We start from the raw sequence: 16,955 nt of genomic DNA, 5'->3' as shown, positions 1-16,955 counted from the left end.
GGGGCCGCTGTCGCAATCAGCCTCGCGCCCGCTGCGAGGCGCGGCCGACGTGGGCCATGATGCGTTCCAGGACGGTATTGGACAGGTCGCCGTCGTCGGCAACACGCGACAGGCCGCGGCGCCGCAGGAACGTGTCGAGGCGTCGATCGGGGGACCAGTCGGCATAAATCGGGCCGAGATACCGCGATTGCAGGAATTCCGAAGCCAGGACGTCCACGTCAGAGTCGGTCAACGACAACGTTGGAATACCGCCCATAGCCGCCATGCTCCTTCGTTCAGCCGCAACCGCACCAGCCAAGTTACGTCAGACGTCGCCATTATTCCGTCACGCGCAGATTGCGGATAGGGCCCAAAGTCATCACCGGAGCCGGCGCCCGCAACAGCCGTGGTGGGCCCGGGCGACGCTGCCCGGGACCCGCTTCTGCCGGGGACGCCGGTGCGAATTCTGACCGTGTCCCACGCAGGCCGATTGGCCGCCCGCGCGGGGTCCTAGTGCCCTAGCGGCGGCCGCGGCGGCGCCCTACTTTCGAGCCAGAGACGGCAGTCGAACCGGCTCTGCTCAACGACTTTGGAGGTTTGACGTGCGCGACGCGATCCCAATCGGGCGGATCGCCGGATTTCCGGTGAACGTCCACTGGAGCGTGCTGGTCATCCTGTGGTTGTTCACCTGGAGCCTGGCCAGCACGCTGCCCGGAACCGTCAAAGGATATTCGCACGGCGCCTACTGGTTGGCCGGAGCGTGCGGCGCGCTGGTGCTGCTGGCGTCGCTGGTGGCGCACGAGCTCGCGCATGCCGTCGTCGCCCGCCGCGCCGGGGTGTCCGTGGGGAGCGTGACGCTCTGGCTTTTCGGCGGCGTGACCACCCTCGGCGGCGAGGCCAAGACGCCCAAGGCGGCCTTCCGGATCGCGATCGCCGGGCCGGCCACCAGCCTCGCGCTGGCCGCCGCCTTCGGCGGGCTGGTCGCGGCGCTGCATACCGTGCGCGCCGCTCCCATCGTGATCGGGGTCGCTTCCTGGCTGGCCGCCATCAATCTGCTGCTGGGCCTGTTCAACCTGTTGCCCGGCGCACCCCTGGACGGCGGCCGGGTGCTGCGGGCCATCCTGTGGCGCCGCCACGGGGACAGCGTGCGAGCGAGCATCGGGGCGGCGCACGCCGGACGGGTGGTCGCCTTCATCCTCATCGGGCTGGGACTGGCCGAATTCTTGTTGGGCGGTGTGGTCGGCGGTGTCTGGCTGGCGTTTATCGGCTGGTTCATCTTCGCCGCCAGTCGCGAGGAGGAGACGCGGATATCGACCCAGCAGATGTTCTCCGGCGTACGCGTCGCCGACGCGATGACCGCCGGGCCGCATACCGCGCCCGGTTGGATCACCGTCGACGATTTCGTCCAGCGCTATGTGCTCGGTGACCGCCATTCGGCGTACCCGGTCGTCGACCGGAGCGGGGCCATTACCGGTCTGATCACGTTGAGTCGGTTGCGTGAGGTCGCGCCCGGCCAGCGCGCCACCGTCACCGTGGGGCAGGTCGCGCAACCGCTGCAAGAGGTGCCGTCAGGCACGCCGCAGGAGCCGCTGACCGCCCTGCTGGAGCGGATGGCACCGGCCGGTCCCCGCAGCCGTGCCCTGGTGTTCGACGGCGCGCAGGTGGTCGGCATCGTTACGCCCACCGATGTGGCGCGCCTCATCGAGGTCTATCGGCTCGCCCACCCAGAAGACGCGAAACCGGCGTCGGCGCAAAGCATTTAGTCGATGTCGCGCGGGGTCAGGGTTTGTGGGCGACGATTGCGACGGCGGCCAGTTGCTTGCGGTGCCGGCGGAACGTGCGGCGCATCGTGAGGACCCGCTTGCGGGCGTCCCGGTGGACCAGCACGTTGCGGGCGAACCGCAGCGCGCCGAGCAGCCCTTCGTCGGCGACCAGTCGGCGCGGCTGCAACAGGGCCATCGGCGCGGTCGCGACGTGGTCAACCACCAGCCCGTGGTCGGCGAGTAGCCCCGACCATTCCGCGACCGTCAGCGGCCGCGCGTTCACCTTGATCGCGCGCGCCAGCGATTGCCGGATGTCGGTGCTGACCTCCTCCGAGACGGTGTCCGGTGTGAGGGCCAATTCGTGGATCGCATACCGGCCTCGCGGCCGCAGCACTCGCGACGCCTCGGCGACGATGGCGTGCTTGGTCGCGTCACCCTGCATGCTCAGCATCGCCTCCCCGATCACGACATCCGTGCTCGCATCCGGCAATCCGGTGGCCGCCGCGTCGGCGACCCGGACCGCGCCATTCTCGACGCCGAGCTCGGTGAGCACGCCGCGAACCACGTTGGCCGCGTCGGGATCCCCCTCGGCGCCGACGTACGACCGCGGGTGGCGGGCCAGGATCTCGGTGGCGGTGCGGCCCAGGCCGGGGGCCAACTCGACCACGTCGGCGCCGGCCACCTCGGCGCGGGCCAGCAGTGTGCGGGTGAGTTCGACGCCGCCCGGCCGAAGAACGCGTTTGCCGAGCCGGGCCAGCAGCCAATGACCCGCGACGGCGTCGTCGGCGCGGCCCGCCGCGGGCAGGGGAGCCCGGGAATCGGGTTGTGGCTTGATCATCAGACCGCCTGCCGCGCAGGGTTTTTCAGAGGTGGCATTCCGGGTTCTCCCAAACGCTCTCGTTTTTACAAGCAATGTTGTGTAAACTCTAGCCCATGACGTACGTGATCGGGAAGCCATGCATCGACGTGATGGATCGCGCCTGTGTGGACGAGTGTCCCGTCGATTGCATCTACGAGGGCGGCCGCGCGCTGTACATACACCCCGACGAATGCGTGGACTGCGGCGCGTGCGAGCCGGTGTGCCCGGTCGATGCCATCTATTACGAAGACGACCTGCCCGAGGAGCTCAGACCGTACCTGGCCGACAACGAGGCGTTCTTCGCTGAAACGCTGCCGGGCCGCGACGCGCCCTTGGGATCGCCGGGTGGGGCGGCCAAGATGGGTCCGCTCGGTGTAGACACGCCTTTGGTGGCCGCTCAGCCGAGGGCTGACCAAGCGGAAGGAGCGTGAGGGTCCCGTGAAGTTGTCGCAGACGTCGATCGGGGAATCCGCCAGCCGCCGCCGCGCGGTCCTGCGGGTGTTGCGGGCGTCGCCCGATCCCATGAGCATCGCCGCCATCGCCGACGTGCTGGGCGTGCACCCGAATACCGTCCGCTTCCACCTCGACAGCCTGGTCGGTGACGGGCAAGTGGAGCACGTCGAGCTGGATCGCAAGGGGCCGGGCCGCCCGCCGCTGATGTTCCGCGCGGTCCGGCAGATGGACCGCGGCGGCACGCGGCACTATCGCCTGCTCGCCGAGATCTTGGCCGTGGCGTTCGCCGGAGAGCGCGATGCCGGTGCCAAGGCGTTGGCCGCGGGCCGGGCCTGGGGGCAAAAACTGGATGCCAGCCTGGAGGCGGTGCCCAGCGAACCCGCCAGCGCCGACGACGCCATCGACCACTTGGTCAACATGCTCGACGAGCTCGGCTTCGCGCCCGAACGCCGGGCGGCCGACGGGGAACAACAGGTCGGCCTGCGGCACTGCCCGTTCCTGGAGTTGGCCGAAAATCGGACCGCCGTCGTGTGCCCGGTGCATCTGGGCCTCATGCAAGGCGCCATGGAGGCCTGGGGGGCGCCGGTGTCGGTCGATCGGCTCGACGCGTTCGTCGAACCGGATCTGTGCGTGGCGCACCTGGCGCCGCGGACCGCGGCCAAATGAGCACGGGGCCGGCGATCGCGGTTGCGGTCACCTTCGTGTGGCTCGGCATGGTGCTGGCGATCTCGTTCCTGGAAGCTCCGCTGAAATTCCGCGCTCCCAACGTGACGTTGCAGATCGGGCTCGGCATCGGGCGGCTGGTGTTCAGGGGCCTCAACACCGTCGAGGTCTGCTTCGCCCTGGTTCTCGTGGCGATCGTGGCCGGGGGGCCGACGACGATGGGCGTCACCGTCTCGATTTTCGTCGCGGCCGGAGCGCTGGCCGTGCAGTTGATCGCGGTGCGGCCCCGACTGACCCGCCGCTCGGACAGGGTGCTCGCCGGGTCGGACGGTCCGCGCTCCCGAGCCCACTACGTGTACGTCGGCTTCGAGGTGGTCAAGGTAATCGCGTTGGTCGTGGCGGGGATACTGCTACTGACGGCCTGATCGTGTCCGTTCAACCGCAAAGGACTCAGCTATGGAATCGATCTCGTTGACCAGCCTCGCGTCGGAAAAGCTGGCCGAGGCCAAGGAATCGCACAGCGGGCGGGCCGCCCACACCATCCATGGTGGCCACAGCCACGAACTTCGGCAGACCGTGCTGGCTTTGCTTGGCGGCCATGAGCTTTCCGAACACGACGGCCCCGCGGAGGCAACGCTGCAGGTGCTGCAGGGCCACGTGCGCCTGACCGCCGGCGGTGACGCCTGGGAGGGTAGAACCGGCGACTATGTAGCGATCCCGACAGAACGGCACGCCCTGCTTGCGGTCGAGGATTCGGTGGTCATGCTGACCGTGCTGAAGACCATTCCGTCGGTTCACTAGCCGGATGCTTTCCACGCCCTGGTCAAGGGAGTTCGGGCTGCGGGTGCCGATCGTCAACGCGCCCATGGGCGGCGTTGCCGGGGGTCGGCTGGCCGCGGCGGTGACCGCGGCCGGCGGCCTGGGCATGGTCGGCATGGGCAGCGTCGCCACCAGGGAACTGCTGCAAACCCAGCTGCAGCACGTGCGCGGATCGTTCGGCATCGGCCTGGTCGATTGGGTGATGCGCACCGAGGCGGGGCTGCTCGAGGATGCTCTGGCCGCGCGGCCGGCCCTGCTGTCGGTCAGTTTCGGAACCGACTGGTCCTGGGTCGCCAAGGCGCACGACGCCGGGATCCCCACCGCCACACAGGTATACGACAGTGTGGGCGCGCGTCAGGCGGCCGACGCCGGCGTCGACATTCTGGTCGCCCGGGGGTCCGAGGGTGGCGGTCACGGTGAGACGAAGCTCGCGACGCTGCCGTTGCTCGACACCGTGCTGGACGCCGTCTCGGTGCCGGTCCTCGCGGGCGGCGGCGTCGCTTCGGCGCGCAGCCTGGCCGCCGTGCTGGCCGCCGGTGCGAGCGGGGCATGGGTGGGCACCCGCCTGGCCGCGTGCCCGGAGGCGCTCTCCGGCGACGGCAGCCGCCGCGCGCTGATCGCGGCCCGGGCCACCGACACAGCGGTCACCCGGGCCTTCGACGTCGCCCAGGCCCGGCCGTGGCCCGCGCGATTCCCGTCCCGGGTGCTGACCAACGACTTCGTCGAGCGCTGGACGGGTAAAGAGGACACGCTCAATCCGCAGGCCTGCGACGACCTCGCGGCCTCCATCGCCGCCGACGACCGCCGGGTCGCGCCCGTGGACGCCGGTCAGGGCGTCGGGATGATCCGCGACGATGCGTCGGTGGCTGAGGTGATCGACGAAATATGTTCGGGCGCACAGCGTTTGCTGAGCGCCTGGGGCTCCTAGCGTCCGCCTAGCGGTCGCCGGGGGTGAGCACGACACAACAGCGGTCGGGCCCCGGGCACAGCCGGGCGTCGGGACCGTGCGGCGCGAGGGCATCGGCGACGCCGGTGATGAGTGCGTGGTTCATATTGCAGGCCAGTTCGGTCTGCTCCTGCGCGAGCGCGTGGAACGGGCAATTGGCGAGTTCGATCCTGCGGCCGACGGCGCGGGGTTCGTAGCCGTATCGGCTCAAGACCTTGACGGCGAACTTGAGTCCGGCGGCCGGGCTGGTGGGCCGGCGCGACGTGGCGGCGATGGTCTGCCCGTAGTCGTGCGCGACCCCGTTGAGGAGCTCGACAACGGGCGCACCCGTGGAGGAGGACGCGGCAATTGCTTTCGCCATCAAGCGTCCCGCCAATTCGTACTCGCGCTGGGGGAGGCTGACCGCGATGTCGCGGCCCGCCCGGCGATACAGCTTGGACGTCCGCCCCGCGCCCGGTCCGGATCGGCCGGTCACGCGCGCGTAGTCGCTTTCCAGCAGGCCCTCGGCGGTCAACCGATCCAAGTGAAACTTGGCCTGGTGGTTCGCAATCCCAACCGCGTCGGCCGCCTGGTCGCGGCTCACCGGCGCCGGCTGGGCGCACACGAACCGGTAGAGCTCGCGGCGCACCGGGTCGGCGAGCGCCCCGATGCCGGCGGCGTCGCGTTCCAGGGAGTCGTCGTCCACGTCAACAGCCATTTCTAACGGATAAAACTCTTGACGCTACAGTCTACAGGTTCTAACGTTCAGACTATTATCTGTTAGAAGGAGGAATCCATGAGCACCACCAACGCCACCCCACCGCTCACCGCCCAATTGAAGGACCCGGCGCTGTCGGCGTACTACGCCCTGCGCACCGTTTTCACCATCGCGCCCATAGTCTTCGGGCTGGACAAGTTCTTCAACGTGCTGACCCATCCGCATCACTGGAGCATGTACCTGGCCGGCTGGATCAACGACCTGGTGCCCGGGACCGCCGATCAATGCATGTATCTGGTGGGCGTCATCGAGATCGTGGCCGGCGTGCTGGTCGCCGTTGTGCCACGGTTCGGCGCATGGGTGGTCGCGGCGTGGCTGGCCGGGATCATCGTCGACCTCGTCACCGGGCCGGGCTTCTACGACGTGGCGCTGCGCGACTTCGGTCTGCTGGTCGGCGCCATCGCACTCGCCCGGCTGGCGCAGGGCGTGCACACCGGCAGCATCGGGCGCCGGTAACCGGCCGGCTCAGACCCCGCGCAGATAGCGTTTGGCGATGACGCGCTGGGCCACCGACACCACTGGCCTCGCGGCTTTACTCCACCAGGTCGCGGGCCGCGAGAACGCCGTCACCTCCGCGAACACCGCGGAGGTGACGGGGTCGCGCCGGACGACGAAGCGCTCCTCGCCGGACTCCGGATGTCCCGGCAACGTGCCGTAGGCGAATCCACGGATGTCGGGCTCGTCGACGACGTACACCACGCGGCATGGCGCGGGCAGAAAACCCATGCGCACCACCACAACTGTGCCGACCTCCGCGATGTCGGAGCTGGCCCGCACCCGCAGCCCGGCCCCGTGCTGCATGCCCCAGCGCATGACGGCGTCGGCGGCCCGCTCGAAGCGCTGCTGACCCGTGCCGATCTGACTCTCCGTGTGCAGGTGGCCGTATCCCGCGGGCAAGTTGCCGGATGCGGTCGCCCCCACCTCGGGATAGGTCAGCGGGAGTTCCTCGAGCGCTGCTAAGTCCACCCGCTCAGCTTGCCACGCCGAGATGCGCGGCGACATTTCCGGCGTACGGTCGTAAAAGTGACCGCACAAAACTCGAAAACTGTTGCAGAAGCGTCCGGAACCTTCACCCTCGGCGGCGACCTGACCATAAACCGGCTCGGGTTCGGCGCCATGCGCCTGACCGGCAAGGGTGTCTGGGGCCCGCCGGCCGACCGCGACGAATGCGTCCGGGTGTTGCGCCGCGCCGTCGAGCTCGGCGTGAACTTCATCGACACCGCGGACTCCTACGGCCCCTACATATCCGAAGACATCATTCGGGAGGCGCTGCATCCCTACGAGGGCCTGGTGATCGCGACCAAGGCGGGGCTGCTGCGCACCGGACCGGACGTCTGGATCCCGCTGGGCAACCCGACCTATCTGCGCCAGGAATGCGAGATGAGCCTGCGCCGCCTCGGCGTCGACACCATCGACCTGTTCCAGCTGCACCGCATCGACCCCGACTTCCCCCTCGCCGACCAGGTGGGCGAGCTGCTGACGCTGAAGAACGAGGGCAAGATCCGCCACATCGGCCTGTCCGAGATCAACGTCGACCAACTCACGGAGGCCCAGCGGACCACCGAGATCGTGTCGGTGCAGAACATGTACAACCTGGCCGCCCGCGGCGCCGAACCGCTGCTGGACGCCGCGACCAGGCAGGGCATCGGCTTCATCCCGTGGTTCCCGCTGGCGGCCGGGCCGCTGGCCGCCCCCGACGGCCCGCTGCAGCGCATCGCCGGCGAGCACCACGCGAGCCCGTCGCAACTGGCGCTGGCCTGGTTGCTGAAACGGTCGCCGGTGATGCTGCCGATTCCGGGCACCTCGAAGGTGGCGCACCTGGAGGAAAACGTGGCCGCCGCCGAGATCACACTGACCGACGACGAATTCGAAACCCTCTCGGCGGCCGGGGCTCAACAGACGGTCTGACCGCGCCGCGCCTTCTCCCGCGCAATACGGTGTGCTGGTGGCGGAACATCAGCAGCACCGCGGCGGCGGGTTCAACCCGCCGGAGCCGACGACCAAGGGCGGGCCCGACTACGGCAGGTTCATCGATGCCGTGCGCACGCTGCAGGACCATGCCCGCGCCGTCGACGCGCCCGACGCGGTGATCACCGAGGCCGCCAACCTGCTGGACAAGGTGTCGACACTGCTGACTCCGTTCGACGCCGACGAGTGGGCGTCCCCGTCGGGGCGCCGCATGGACCTGCCGATGCGCGGCAACATCCTGTCCGTGCCCATGAAGGCCCGCAAGACCGAGGACGGCCGCATCCAGGGGTCGGCCCGGTTCGCCCGGTTTCACCTGGGCCGCAACGGCGCCGTGCACGGCGGCTGCCTGGGCATGCTGTTCGACAGCGTGCTCGGGTTGACGTCCTCGGTGCTCACCGGGGGTCCCTACCAGCGCACGGCCTACCTGAAGATCGACTACCGCCACATCGTGCCGATCGAGAAGGAATTGCAGTTCGACGCCGGCATCGACCGGGTGGACGGGCGCAAGATCTTCGTCTCCGGCCGGTTGGCCGACGGCGACACGCTGCTGACCGAAGCCAACGCGCTGTTCGTGCGGCTCAAGCCGGGTCAGCCCTGACGGCCCAGCAGGCGCCACAGGTCGTCGGCGTCGGCGTCAATCGCCTCGACGATGTCGTCACACCGCTCTTGGCCCCACACCGCAGGTCCACTCGCCAAAAGCTTTTCGCGGCTGACGGCATCGGGACTGGTTTTCACATTGCCGGCTCCGCCGTGGGGAACACCGCATTCGGCCGCTAACTCCTGGCCGTCGCGCAACCTCACCCGCACCCGGGCCGGGAAAGTCATGGTGAACGCGTCAAGCGCTGCCGGCGCCCACAACTGTCCTGTCGCCGCTCGTCCGGCCGCGCCGACTCGGCCATCTCGCAGGGCGCGGAGCAGAGCGATGCCGTCGCCGAGGGCGAAGCGAACGCCCTTGTGTTCCCTGCGAGTTCGCCGGACGGCGCCGAGCAGCCGGCGGGTTGGCGTGCCGACTGTCATAGCGCGAACCGGAAGGAGCGGTGCCATCGCTTCGGCCGTCCGCAGGGTGAGCGACCAGTCGTGCCGCAACGACACCCGGGCGGCGACCTCGGCGAGTTCGCGGTGGTGGCCGGCCAGCCATTCCTCGTTGACTTCGTCCGGCGTGAGCCGGCCGGCAACAAGCGTGGCGGCAACGGTCCACGGGATCGAGAAGTTGATAGTCACCGGTGTGGGCACGCGCTCGGCCGTGTACCCGTGCGACATGGCATCCATCCCGCACGTCAGCACGCCCGCATCGACGACCACCGACGCGACCTCGTCGGGTGGCGGCGGCCCGAGTTCGTGCAGCGCGTCGACGGTCGTGTCGACATAAGCGCAGCCCGGATACCGCTTGACGCTCAGAGTCCGTGTCGCCCAACCGGTGCCGAGCCCACCCAGAAGTGCGGGCAGCGGCGCGTAGGCGAACGCATCGAAGAAGCCTTGCGGGTGGTCGAGGGCATCCAGGGGGCCGGTGACGCCGTTGGCGGCCAGGCGGGCGGCCCGGACACCGGCCAGGGTCGGTTCCGCTGCCGTCAGCAGCTTCGAATCGGGGGCCATGAACCCGGGCACGGTGGCGCGGGGAGCCTGGTAGAGAGCAAGGGCCAGGGCATGCGCCAGCCGGTCCGCATCGAGTCCAAGCAGCCGCCCGGCGCCGACGGCGGCTCCGGCGGCATGCACGAACGACCACAACTGACCATTGAGCGGCCCGAGCAGGCAGGCGCCGCCCAGGCGGGCCTCGAGCTCGTTGGCCGCCACCTGGGCGGTTAGTTGCTCGGCCGCCGCGGCGCCGGTCTCGGCGGCGAGGAGTACCGGTACCCATACGGCGGAGTGGCCGGCGTGAGCGAAGCACATGTAGTCGTCGAAGTCGAGCGCGATCGACAACGCGGCCGCGGCGTAGAGGGCGTCGTCGACGGCAACGGAACGGTGTAATCCCGGCACCACCGCGGGTCCATCGCCGGCCCAGCTTTCGACGCCGGCGAGCACGCGCCGCGACGCGACGTCGCGGGCCGATGCGGCCGTGGCCGCGAACACGGATCGGCGTTGGGTGCGGCACAGGTCGACCACGGCGTCGGGGACATCGTCGAGACGCAGGTCAGCGGCCCACCCCGCCAACCGTTCGATGGTGGTAACCACGCTGGCACGGTAGGCGCACTTCGACCGAGGGGTCAATCAGTGTTGGCCCGGCGGTGTGGGGTGGTGGTCGGCCACACGGATAGCATGGTCGCGATCGTTCCGACATGTCCAAGCCTGGAGAATTGACCCGATGAGTGCCGCCGCACAGCCCACCCCGCAGGCCGATGGCGGCGACCCGCAGCGCCCGGGCGAGCCGGGCTCGCGATCGCCGCAGGCCGATGGCGGCGACCCGCAGCGCCCGGGCGAGCCGGGCTCGCGATCGCCGCAGGCCCCGATCCGGGTTCCTGCCGGCACTACCGCGGCGGCCGCAGTGCGGGAGGCGGGGCTGCCGGGCCGGGGTGCCCCGGACGCGGTCGTCGTGGTGCGCGACGCCGACGGCAAGTTGCGCGACCTGAGTTGGGTGCCCGAAGCCGACGTCGAGGTCGCCCCGATCGCCGCCAACACCGACGAGGGCCGCAGCGTCATCCGGCATTCGGCCGCGCACGTGCTGGCCCAGGCCGTCCAGGGTCTGTTCCCGCACGCCAAGTTGGGCATCGGGCCGCCCATCACCGACGGCTTCTATTACGACTTCGATGTGGCGGAGCCGTTCACCCCCGAGGACCTGGCGGCGCTGGAAAAACGGATGCGCCAGATCGTCAAAGAGGGACAGCTGTTCGAGCGCCGCGTCTACGAGTCCAAAGACGAGGCCCGCTCGGAGTTGGCCAACGAGCCGTACAAGCTCGAACTCGTCGACGACAAGTCCGGCGACCCCGACATCATGGAGGTCGGCGGCGACGAGCTCACCGCCTACGACAACCTCAATCCCCGCACCCGGGATAGGGTTTGGGGCGACCTGTGCCGCGGGCCGCACATCCCGACCACCAAGCACATCCCGGCGTTCAAGCTGACCCGAAGCTCCGCCGCCTATTGGCGGGGTGACCAGAAAAACGCCAGCCTGCAACGCATCTACGGCACCGCGTGGGAGTCCCAGGAGGCGCTGGACCACCATCTCGAGCTGCTCGCGGAAGCCCAGCGCCGCGACCACCGCAAGCTCGGCAGCGAGCTGGACCTGTTCAGCTTCCCCGACGAAATCGGTTCCGGGCTGGCGGTTTTCCACCCCAAGGGCGGCGTCGTGCGCAGGGAGCTGGAGGAGTACTCGCGGCGCAAGCACATCGAGGCGGGGTACGAGTTCGTCAACACGCCGCACATCACCAAGGCGCAGCTGTACGTCACGTCGGGTCACCTGGAGTGGTACGCCGACGGAATGTACCCGCCGATGCATCTCGACGCTGAGTTCAACGAGGACGGCACGGTGCGCAAGCCGGGCCAGGACTACTACCTCAAACCGATGAACTGCCCGATGCACCACCTGATCTACCGGTCGCGCGGACGGTCGTATCGCGAACTTCCGTTGCGGCTCTTCGAGTTCGGCAGCGTGTACCGCTACGAGAAATCCGGCGTGGTGCACGGCCTGACCCGGGTGCGCGGCATGACTCAGGACGACGCGCACATCTACTGCACGCGCGAGCAGATGCGTGACGAGCTGGCGTCGGTGCTGCATTTCGTGCTCGATCTGCTGGCCGACTACGGGCTCAACGACTTCTATCTCGAGCTGTCCACCAAGGACCCGGAGAAGTACTCCGGATCTGACGAGATATGGGACGAGGCCACCGAGGTCCTGCGCGACGTCGGCGTGGCCTCCGGGCTGGAGCTGATTCCCGACCCCGGCGGCGCAGCGTTTTACGGCCCGAAAATCTCGGTGCAGGTCAAGGACGCGCTGGGCCGGAGCTGGCAGATGTCGACCATCCAGCTCGACTTCAACATGCCGGAACGCTTCGAACTCGAATACACCGCCGCCGACGGCTCGCGTCAGCGGCCGGTGCTGATCCACCGCGCGTTGTTCGGGTCCATCGAGCGGTTCTTCGGCATCCTCACCGAGCACTACGCCGGCGCGTTTCCGGCGTGGCTGGCGCCCGTGCAGGTGGTCGGCATCCCCGTCGCCGACGAACACGTGCCTTACCTGGAAAGCATTGCCGCGCAGCTCAAATCGCACGGTCTGCGGGTGGAGGTGGATGCCAGCGACGACCGGATGGCCAAGAAGATCGTGCACCACACCAACCAGCGCGTCCCGTTCATGTTGCTGGCCGGTGACCGCGACGTCGAGGCCGATGCCGTCAGCTTCCGCTTCGGTGACCGCACGCAGATCAACGGTGTACCACGGGACAGCGCCGTCGACGCCATCGTGGCTTGGATCGCCGATCGCCAAAATGCCGTTCCCACAGCCGAACTCGTAAAGATGGCCGGCGGTGAGTAGACAGTGACCGAAGAGGAACGCGCCGACGACGCCATCCTGGACACGGGCGTCGGCCAAAGTGACCACCTGCAACGCCTCTGGACGCCGTACCGGATGACGTATCTGGCCGAAGCGCCGATGAAGCGCGATAACGGCAAGACCGAGCAGCCCTTCACCGACATCCCGCAACTGTCCGACGAGGAAGGCCTGGTGGTCGCGCGGGGCGAGCTCGTCTATGCCGTCCTCAACCTCTACCCGTACAACCCCGGGCACCTGATGGTGGTCCCGTATAGGCGGGTGTCCGAGCTCGAGGACCTCACCGTCGAGGAGAGCGCGGAGCTGATGGCCTTCATGCAGAAGGCGATTCGCGTCATCAAGAACGTGTCGCGGCCGCACGGCTTCAACGTCGGCCTCAACCTGGGCACCTCGGCGGGCGGGTCGCTGGCCGAACACCTGCACGTGCACGTCGTGCCGCGCTGGGGCGGCGACGCGAACTTCATCACCATCATCGGCGGGTCCAAGGTGATCCCGCAGTTGCTGCGCGAAACCCGCCAGCTGCTGGCCACGGAGTGGGCAAACCAGTCATGAGTAAGGTGCCGTTCCTGTCGCGGGCGGCGTTCGCGCGGCTCACCACTCCCACCGCCAGGGCATGCCTGCGGCTGGGATTGACGCCGGACGTGGTCACCGTCCTGGGCACCACCGGATCTGTGGCGGGGGCGCTCACGCTCTTCCCGATGGGCAAGCTGTTCGCCGGTGGTTGCGTGGTGTGGTTCTTCGTGCTGTTCGACATGCTCGACGGGGCGATGGCCCGGGAAAGAGGCGGCGGCACGCGTTTTGGCGCCGTGCTGGACGCCACGTGCGACCGCGTCAGTGATGGCGCGGTGTTCTGCGGGTTGCTGTGGTGGATCGCCTTCGGCATGCACGACAAGCTGCTGGCGGTGGCGACGTTGATCTGTCTCGTCACGTCGCAGGTCATCTCCTACATCAAGGCGCGGGCCGAAGCCAGCGGATTGCGCGGCGACGGCGGCATCATCGAACGACCCGAAAGGTTGATCATCGTGCTGTTAGGTGCCGGTGTGTCCGACTTTCCCTTCGTTGCCTGGCCGCCCGCGCTGCCGGTGGCGATGTGGCTGCTGGCGGCGGCCAGCGTGGTCACCTGCGTACAGCGGTTGCGCACGGTCTGGACCTCGCCCGGCGCGACGGAGCGCATGCCGTGATCCCGGGCATGAGTCTGATCGGCACCCCCCGCCGCCTGGCATCCGGCACCGCGAGCGACTGGGGGTACGCGGCCGGCTGGATGGCGGTGCGGGCGATGCCGGAGTTTGCCGCGCGCACCGTGTTCGGGGCGGGAGCGCGCTATGCCGCCCGTGGCGGCGGCCCGGACCAACTGCGCAAGAACCTGGCCCGCGTCATCGGCGTGCCGGCGGCCGAGGTGCCCGACGAGTTGATGCGGGCCTCGCTGGCCTCCTACGCCCGCTACTGGCGGGAGGCGTTCCGGCTGCCCACGATGGACCACCGCAAGCTGGCGAGCCAGCTCCACGAGTCGGTCGCGGGGCAGGACAATCTGGCGGCGGCGCTGGCCGCGGGCCGCGGCGCGATATGCGCTTTGCCGCACAGCGGCAACTGGGACATGGCCGGGGTATGGCTCGCGCAGACACACGGCACCTTCACCACGGTTGCCGAGCGGCTCAAACCGGAGTCGCTGTACCGGCGCTTCATCGCCTTCCGCGAAAGCCTCGGCTTCGAGGTGCTGCCGCTGTCCGGCGGGGAACGACCACCCTTCGAGGTGCTGTGCGAGCGGCTGCGCGACAACGGGGTGGTATGCCTGATGGCCGAGCGCGACCTGACCCGCACCGGGGTCCAGGTCGACTTCTTCGGCGAACCCACGCGGATGCCCGCGGGCCCGGCGAAGCTCGCGATCGAGACCGGGGCGGCGCTGCTGCCGTCGCATTGCTGGTTCGAGGACGACCGCTCGCGGGTGTGGATGCAGCCGCCGCTGGATTGCAGCAGCGGCGACGTCGGCGTCATCACCCAGGCGCTGGCGGACCAGATCGCCAAGAACATCGCCGCGCACCCCGAGGACTGGCACATGCTGCAACCGCAGTGGCTGGCAGACCTGTCGGAGGCCAAGCAGGCGCGGCTCAGGGAGACCTGATGCGGATCGGGATGGTCTGCCCATACTCGTTCGACGTGCCGGGCGGGGTGCAGTCGCACGTCCTGCAGCTGGCCGAGGTGATGCGCCGGCGCGGGCACGAGGTGAGCGTCCTCGCGCCGGCTTCGCCGCAGGCGGCCCTGCCCGACTACGTGGTGTCCGCCGGCAAGGCCGTCCCCATTCCCTACAACGGCTCGGTGGCCCGGCTGCGGTTCGGCCCGGCCACCCACCGCAAGGTCAAAAAGTGGCTTGCCGAAGGCGACTTCGACGTCCTGCACCTGCACGAGCCGAACGCGCCAAGCTTGTCGATGCTGGCCCTGAACATCGCCGCGGGGCCGATCGTTTCGACGTTTCACACCTCAACCACCAAGTCGCTGACGCTGACGGTGTTTCAGGGCATCCTGCGCCCGATGCACGAGAAGATCGTCGGCCGGATCGCCGTATCCGACCTGGCCCGCCGTTGGCAGATGGAGGCGTTGGGCACCGACGCGGTCGAGATCCCCAACGGGGTGGACGTCGACTCGTTCGCCTCGGCACCGCGGCTGGACGGCTACCCGCGGCCGGGCAAGACGGTGCTGTTCCTGGGCCGCTACGACGAGCCCCGCAAGGGCATGTCGGTCCTGCTCGATGCGCTACCCGGGGTGGTCCAGCGCTTGCCGGATGTGCAGCTGCTCGTCGTCGGCCGCGGTGACGAGGATGAATTGCGCGGCCAGGCAGGCGAATTGGTGAAGCATATTCGCTTTTTGGGTCAGGTCGACGACGCCGGGAAGGCCTCGGCGATGCGCAGCGCCGACGTGTACTGCGCGCCGCACCTTGGCGGCGAGAGCTTCGGCATCGTCCTGGTCGAGGCGATGGCCGCCGGCACCGCCGTGGTGGCCAGCGACCTGGACGCCTTCCGGCGCGTGTTGTGTGACGGCGAAGTTGGGTGCCTGGTGCCGGTAGGCGACGGCGTAGCGCTCGCGGATGCCCTTGTTTCGGTGCTAGAAAACGATGTGCTGCGCGAACGCTACGTGGCGGCCGGTTCGGCCGCGGTCCAGCGCTACGACTGGTCGGTGGTGGCCAGCCAGATCATGCGGGTATACGAGACGGTCGCCGCGTCCGGTGCCAAGGTCGAGGTGGCGAGCTAATGACGTGGCTGATCGTCCCCATCGCGATACTCGTGGGGCTCCTCGCGATATTGGGTGCCTGGGCCTATCAGACGGCCAACCGGCTGGACCGGTTGCACGTCCGCTACGACCTGTCGTGGCAGGCGCTCGACGGTGCGCTGGCGCGGCGCGCGGTTGTCGCGCGTGCGGTCGCCATCGACGCCTACGGCGGTGCCTCGGAGGGCAGGCGGCTGGCCGCGCTGGCCGACGCCGCCGAGGCCGCGCCCCGGCAGGCGCGTGAGTCGTGCGAGAACGAGCTCTCGGCCGCGCTGGCGATCGTCGATCCGGCGTCGCTGCCGACCGGGCTGATCGCCGAGCTGGCCGACGCCGAGGCCAGGGTGGTGCTGGCCCGCCGCTTCCACAACGACGCCGTCCGAGACACCCTGGCACTGCGCGAACGATTCCTGGTGCGGACGCTCCGTCTCGGCGGAACGGCCGCGCTGCCCAGCTATTTCGAGATCGTCGAGCGGCCGCACGCGCTGGCCCACGGCGACCACGGGGTGCTCAGCCACCGTACGTCCGCGCGCGTGGTGCTGCTCGACCAGACCGGCGCGGTGCTGCTGCTGCGCGGTTCGGATCCCGCCATCGCCCGCGATCGCGCGCCGAGGTGGTGGATCACCGTGGGCGGCGAGGTGCGCAAGGGGGAGCGGCTGGCCGAGGCCGCCGCCCGGGAGTTGGCCGAAGAGACCGGGTTACGAGTGGCGCCGGCGGAGATGATCGGCCCCGTGTGGCGGCGCGACGAGGTGTTCGAGTTCAACGGCGCCTTGATCGACAGCGAAGAGTTCTACTTCGTGCACCGCACCCACCGGTTCGAGCCGTCCGCCGCGGACCGAACGGACCTGGAACGCAGCTACATCCACGGCAACCGGTGGTGCGATGCCGCTGACATCGCCCGACTGGCCGCGGCCGGTGAGACGGTGTACCCGATGCAGCTGTCCGAACTTCTCACCGATGCGGCCGCGCTGGCCGGCGGCCGGGCGCCGGGCCCGCTGCAATCGATCCGCTGACGC

Annotated in this window: 20 protein-coding genes; 15 read left to right on the top strand and 5 right to left on the bottom strand. The window is 69.2% G+C overall.

From position 1 onward, the window contains the following. Window positions 1-16: 16 nt before the first annotated feature. A complete protein-coding gene (locus A5781_RS12305) occupies window positions 17-232 on the bottom strand; it encodes a hypothetical protein (protein ID WP_197503815.1) in 216 nt (71 codons plus the stop codon). 349 nt (window positions 233-581) lie between these two features. Here A5781_RS12305 and A5781_RS12300 point away from each other — a divergent pair, with 349 nt between their 5' ends. Further along, window positions 582-1,742, top strand: a complete 1,161-nt coding sequence (locus A5781_RS12300) for a site-2 protease family protein (protein ID WP_067205746.1) — start codon at window positions 582-584, stop codon at window positions 1,740-1,742. A gap of 16 nt (window positions 1,743-1,758) precedes the next feature. On the opposite strand, the gene A5781_RS12295 is transcribed toward A5781_RS12300, so the two are convergent. After that, window positions 1,759-2,580, bottom strand: coding sequence for a class I SAM-dependent methyltransferase (locus A5781_RS12295; protein WP_067205743.1), 822 nt, complete (start codon window positions 2,578-2,580; stop codon window positions 1,759-1,761). A 95-nt stretch (window positions 2,581-2,675) separates the two neighbouring features. On the opposite strand from A5781_RS12295, the gene fdxA reads away from it, so the two are divergent. From fdxA to A5781_RS12270, 5 genes are read left to right on the top strand one after another with little or no spacing between them, the layout of a single operon-like run. Continuing rightward, window positions 2,676-3,032: a ferredoxin gene (gene fdxA / locus A5781_RS12290; protein ID WP_067205739.1), complete on the top strand. Its 357-nt coding sequence runs from the start codon at window positions 2,676-2,678 to the stop codon at window positions 3,030-3,032. 7 nt (window positions 3,033-3,039) lie between these two features. Then, a complete protein-coding gene (locus tag A5781_RS12285; protein ID WP_231987374.1) occupies window positions 3,040-3,720 on the top strand; it encodes a metalloregulator ArsR/SmtB family transcription factor in 681 nt (226 codons plus the stop codon). Beyond that, complete coding sequence (locus A5781_RS12280) at window positions 3,717-4,142, top strand: hypothetical protein (RefSeq protein WP_067205886.1); 426 nt, start codon at window positions 3,717-3,719, stop codon at window positions 4,140-4,142. Before A5781_RS12285 ends, A5781_RS12280 begins: the two co-directional genes overlap by 4 nt. 31 nt (window positions 4,143-4,173) lie before the next feature. After that, window positions 4,174-4,518, top strand: a complete 345-nt coding sequence (locus tag A5781_RS12275) for a cupin domain-containing protein (protein WP_067205733.1) — start codon at window positions 4,174-4,176, stop codon at window positions 4,516-4,518. A 4-nt stretch (window positions 4,519-4,522) separates the two neighbouring features. Beyond that, a complete protein-coding gene (locus tag A5781_RS12270; protein WP_067205730.1) occupies window positions 4,523-5,464 on the top strand; it encodes a nitronate monooxygenase family protein in 942 nt (313 codons plus the stop codon). Window positions 5,465-5,471: 7 nt separating this feature from the next. Here A5781_RS12270 and A5781_RS12265 read toward each other — a convergent pair whose 3' ends face one another. Next, window positions 5,472-6,179 carry a metalloregulator ArsR/SmtB family transcription factor gene (locus tag A5781_RS12265; RefSeq protein WP_156624582.1) on the bottom strand — a complete coding sequence of 236 codons (708 nt, stop codon included), beginning with the start codon at window positions 6,177-6,179 and terminating at the stop codon, window positions 5,472-5,474. A gap of 78 nt (window positions 6,180-6,257) precedes the next feature. Here A5781_RS12265 and A5781_RS12260 point away from each other — a divergent pair, with 78 nt between their 5' ends. Beyond that, window positions 6,258-6,695 (top strand): DoxX family membrane protein, encoded by a 438-nt coding sequence (locus tag A5781_RS12260; protein WP_067205722.1) that lies wholly within the window; start codon window positions 6,258-6,260, stop codon window positions 6,693-6,695. Window positions 6,696-6,704: 9 nt separating this feature from the next. On the opposite strand, the gene A5781_RS12255 is transcribed toward A5781_RS12260, so the two are convergent. Next, the gene (locus A5781_RS12255; protein ID WP_067205883.1) at window positions 6,705-7,205 is read right to left on the bottom strand and encodes a DUF1990 family protein; all 501 of its coding nucleotides are present in this window, start codon (window positions 7,203-7,205) and stop codon (window positions 6,705-6,707) included. A gap of 57 nt (window positions 7,206-7,262) precedes the next feature. Here A5781_RS12255 and A5781_RS12250 point away from each other — a divergent pair, with 57 nt between their 5' ends. Then, a complete protein-coding gene (locus A5781_RS12250) occupies window positions 7,263-8,147 on the top strand; it encodes an aldo/keto reductase (RefSeq protein WP_067205719.1) in 885 nt (294 codons plus the stop codon). Between the two features lie 31 nt (window positions 8,148-8,178). After that, on the top strand, window positions 8,179-8,805 hold the full coding sequence (locus A5781_RS12245; RefSeq protein ID WP_067205716.1) for a PaaI family thioesterase: 627 nt from the start codon (window positions 8,179-8,181) through the stop codon (window positions 8,803-8,805). Here the strand turns inward: A5781_RS12245 and A5781_RS12240 are convergent. Continuing rightward, the gene (locus tag A5781_RS12240; protein WP_067205713.1) at window positions 8,796-10,376 is read right to left on the bottom strand and encodes an MmgE/PrpD family protein; all 1,581 of its coding nucleotides are present in this window, start codon (window positions 10,374-10,376) and stop codon (window positions 8,796-8,798) included. The two genes, A5781_RS12245 and A5781_RS12240, sit on opposite strands and share 10 nt — an antisense overlap. Before the next feature lie 130 nt (window positions 10,377-10,506). Here A5781_RS12240 and thrS point away from each other — a divergent pair, with 130 nt between their 5' ends. Genes thrS through A5781_RS12210 form a run of 6 tightly spaced genes read left to right on the top strand, consistent with a single transcriptional unit; the run spans window position 10,507 to window position 16,952 of the window. Then, window positions 10,507-12,669: a threonine--tRNA ligase gene (thrS, locus tag A5781_RS12235; protein WP_082939312.1), complete on the top strand. Its 2,163-nt coding sequence runs from the start codon at window positions 10,507-10,509 to the stop codon at window positions 12,667-12,669. A 3-nt stretch (window positions 12,670-12,672) separates the two neighbouring features. Further along, on the top strand, window positions 12,673-13,236 hold the full coding sequence (locus A5781_RS12230) for an HIT domain-containing protein (protein ID WP_067205710.1): 564 nt from the start codon (window positions 12,673-12,675) through the stop codon (window positions 13,234-13,236). Continuing rightward, window positions 13,233-13,865: a phosphatidylinositol phosphate synthase gene (pgsA, locus tag A5781_RS12225; protein WP_067205707.1), complete on the top strand. Its 633-nt coding sequence runs from the start codon at window positions 13,233-13,235 to the stop codon at window positions 13,863-13,865. Before A5781_RS12230 ends, pgsA begins: the two co-directional genes overlap by 4 nt. 8 nt (window positions 13,866-13,873) lie before the next feature. Then, a complete protein-coding gene (locus A5781_RS12220) occupies window positions 13,874-14,803 on the top strand; it encodes a phosphatidylinositol mannoside acyltransferase (RefSeq protein WP_067205880.1) in 930 nt (309 codons plus the stop codon). After that, entirely contained in the window at window positions 14,803-15,927 is a 1,125-nt protein-coding gene (locus A5781_RS12215) for a glycosyltransferase family 4 protein (protein ID WP_067205704.1), read from the top strand. Before A5781_RS12220 ends, A5781_RS12215 begins: the two co-directional genes overlap by 1 nt. Continuing rightward, on the top strand, window positions 15,927-16,952 hold the full coding sequence (locus A5781_RS12210; RefSeq protein WP_067205702.1) for an NUDIX hydrolase: 1,026 nt from the start codon (window positions 15,927-15,929) through the stop codon (window positions 16,950-16,952). The genes A5781_RS12215 and A5781_RS12210 overlap by 1 nt, the downstream gene beginning before the upstream one ends. Window positions 16,953-16,955: the final 3 nt, after the last annotated feature.

The organism is Mycobacterium sp. 852002-30065_SCH5024008 (assembly GCF_001665645.1).
Taxonomy (GTDB): Bacteria; Actinomycetota; Actinomycetes; order Mycobacteriales; family Mycobacteriaceae; genus Mycobacterium; species Mycobacterium paraffinicum.
The sequence above is the reverse complement of the archived record's forward strand: the minus strand, read 5'-3'. Positions and strand labels throughout refer to the sequence as shown.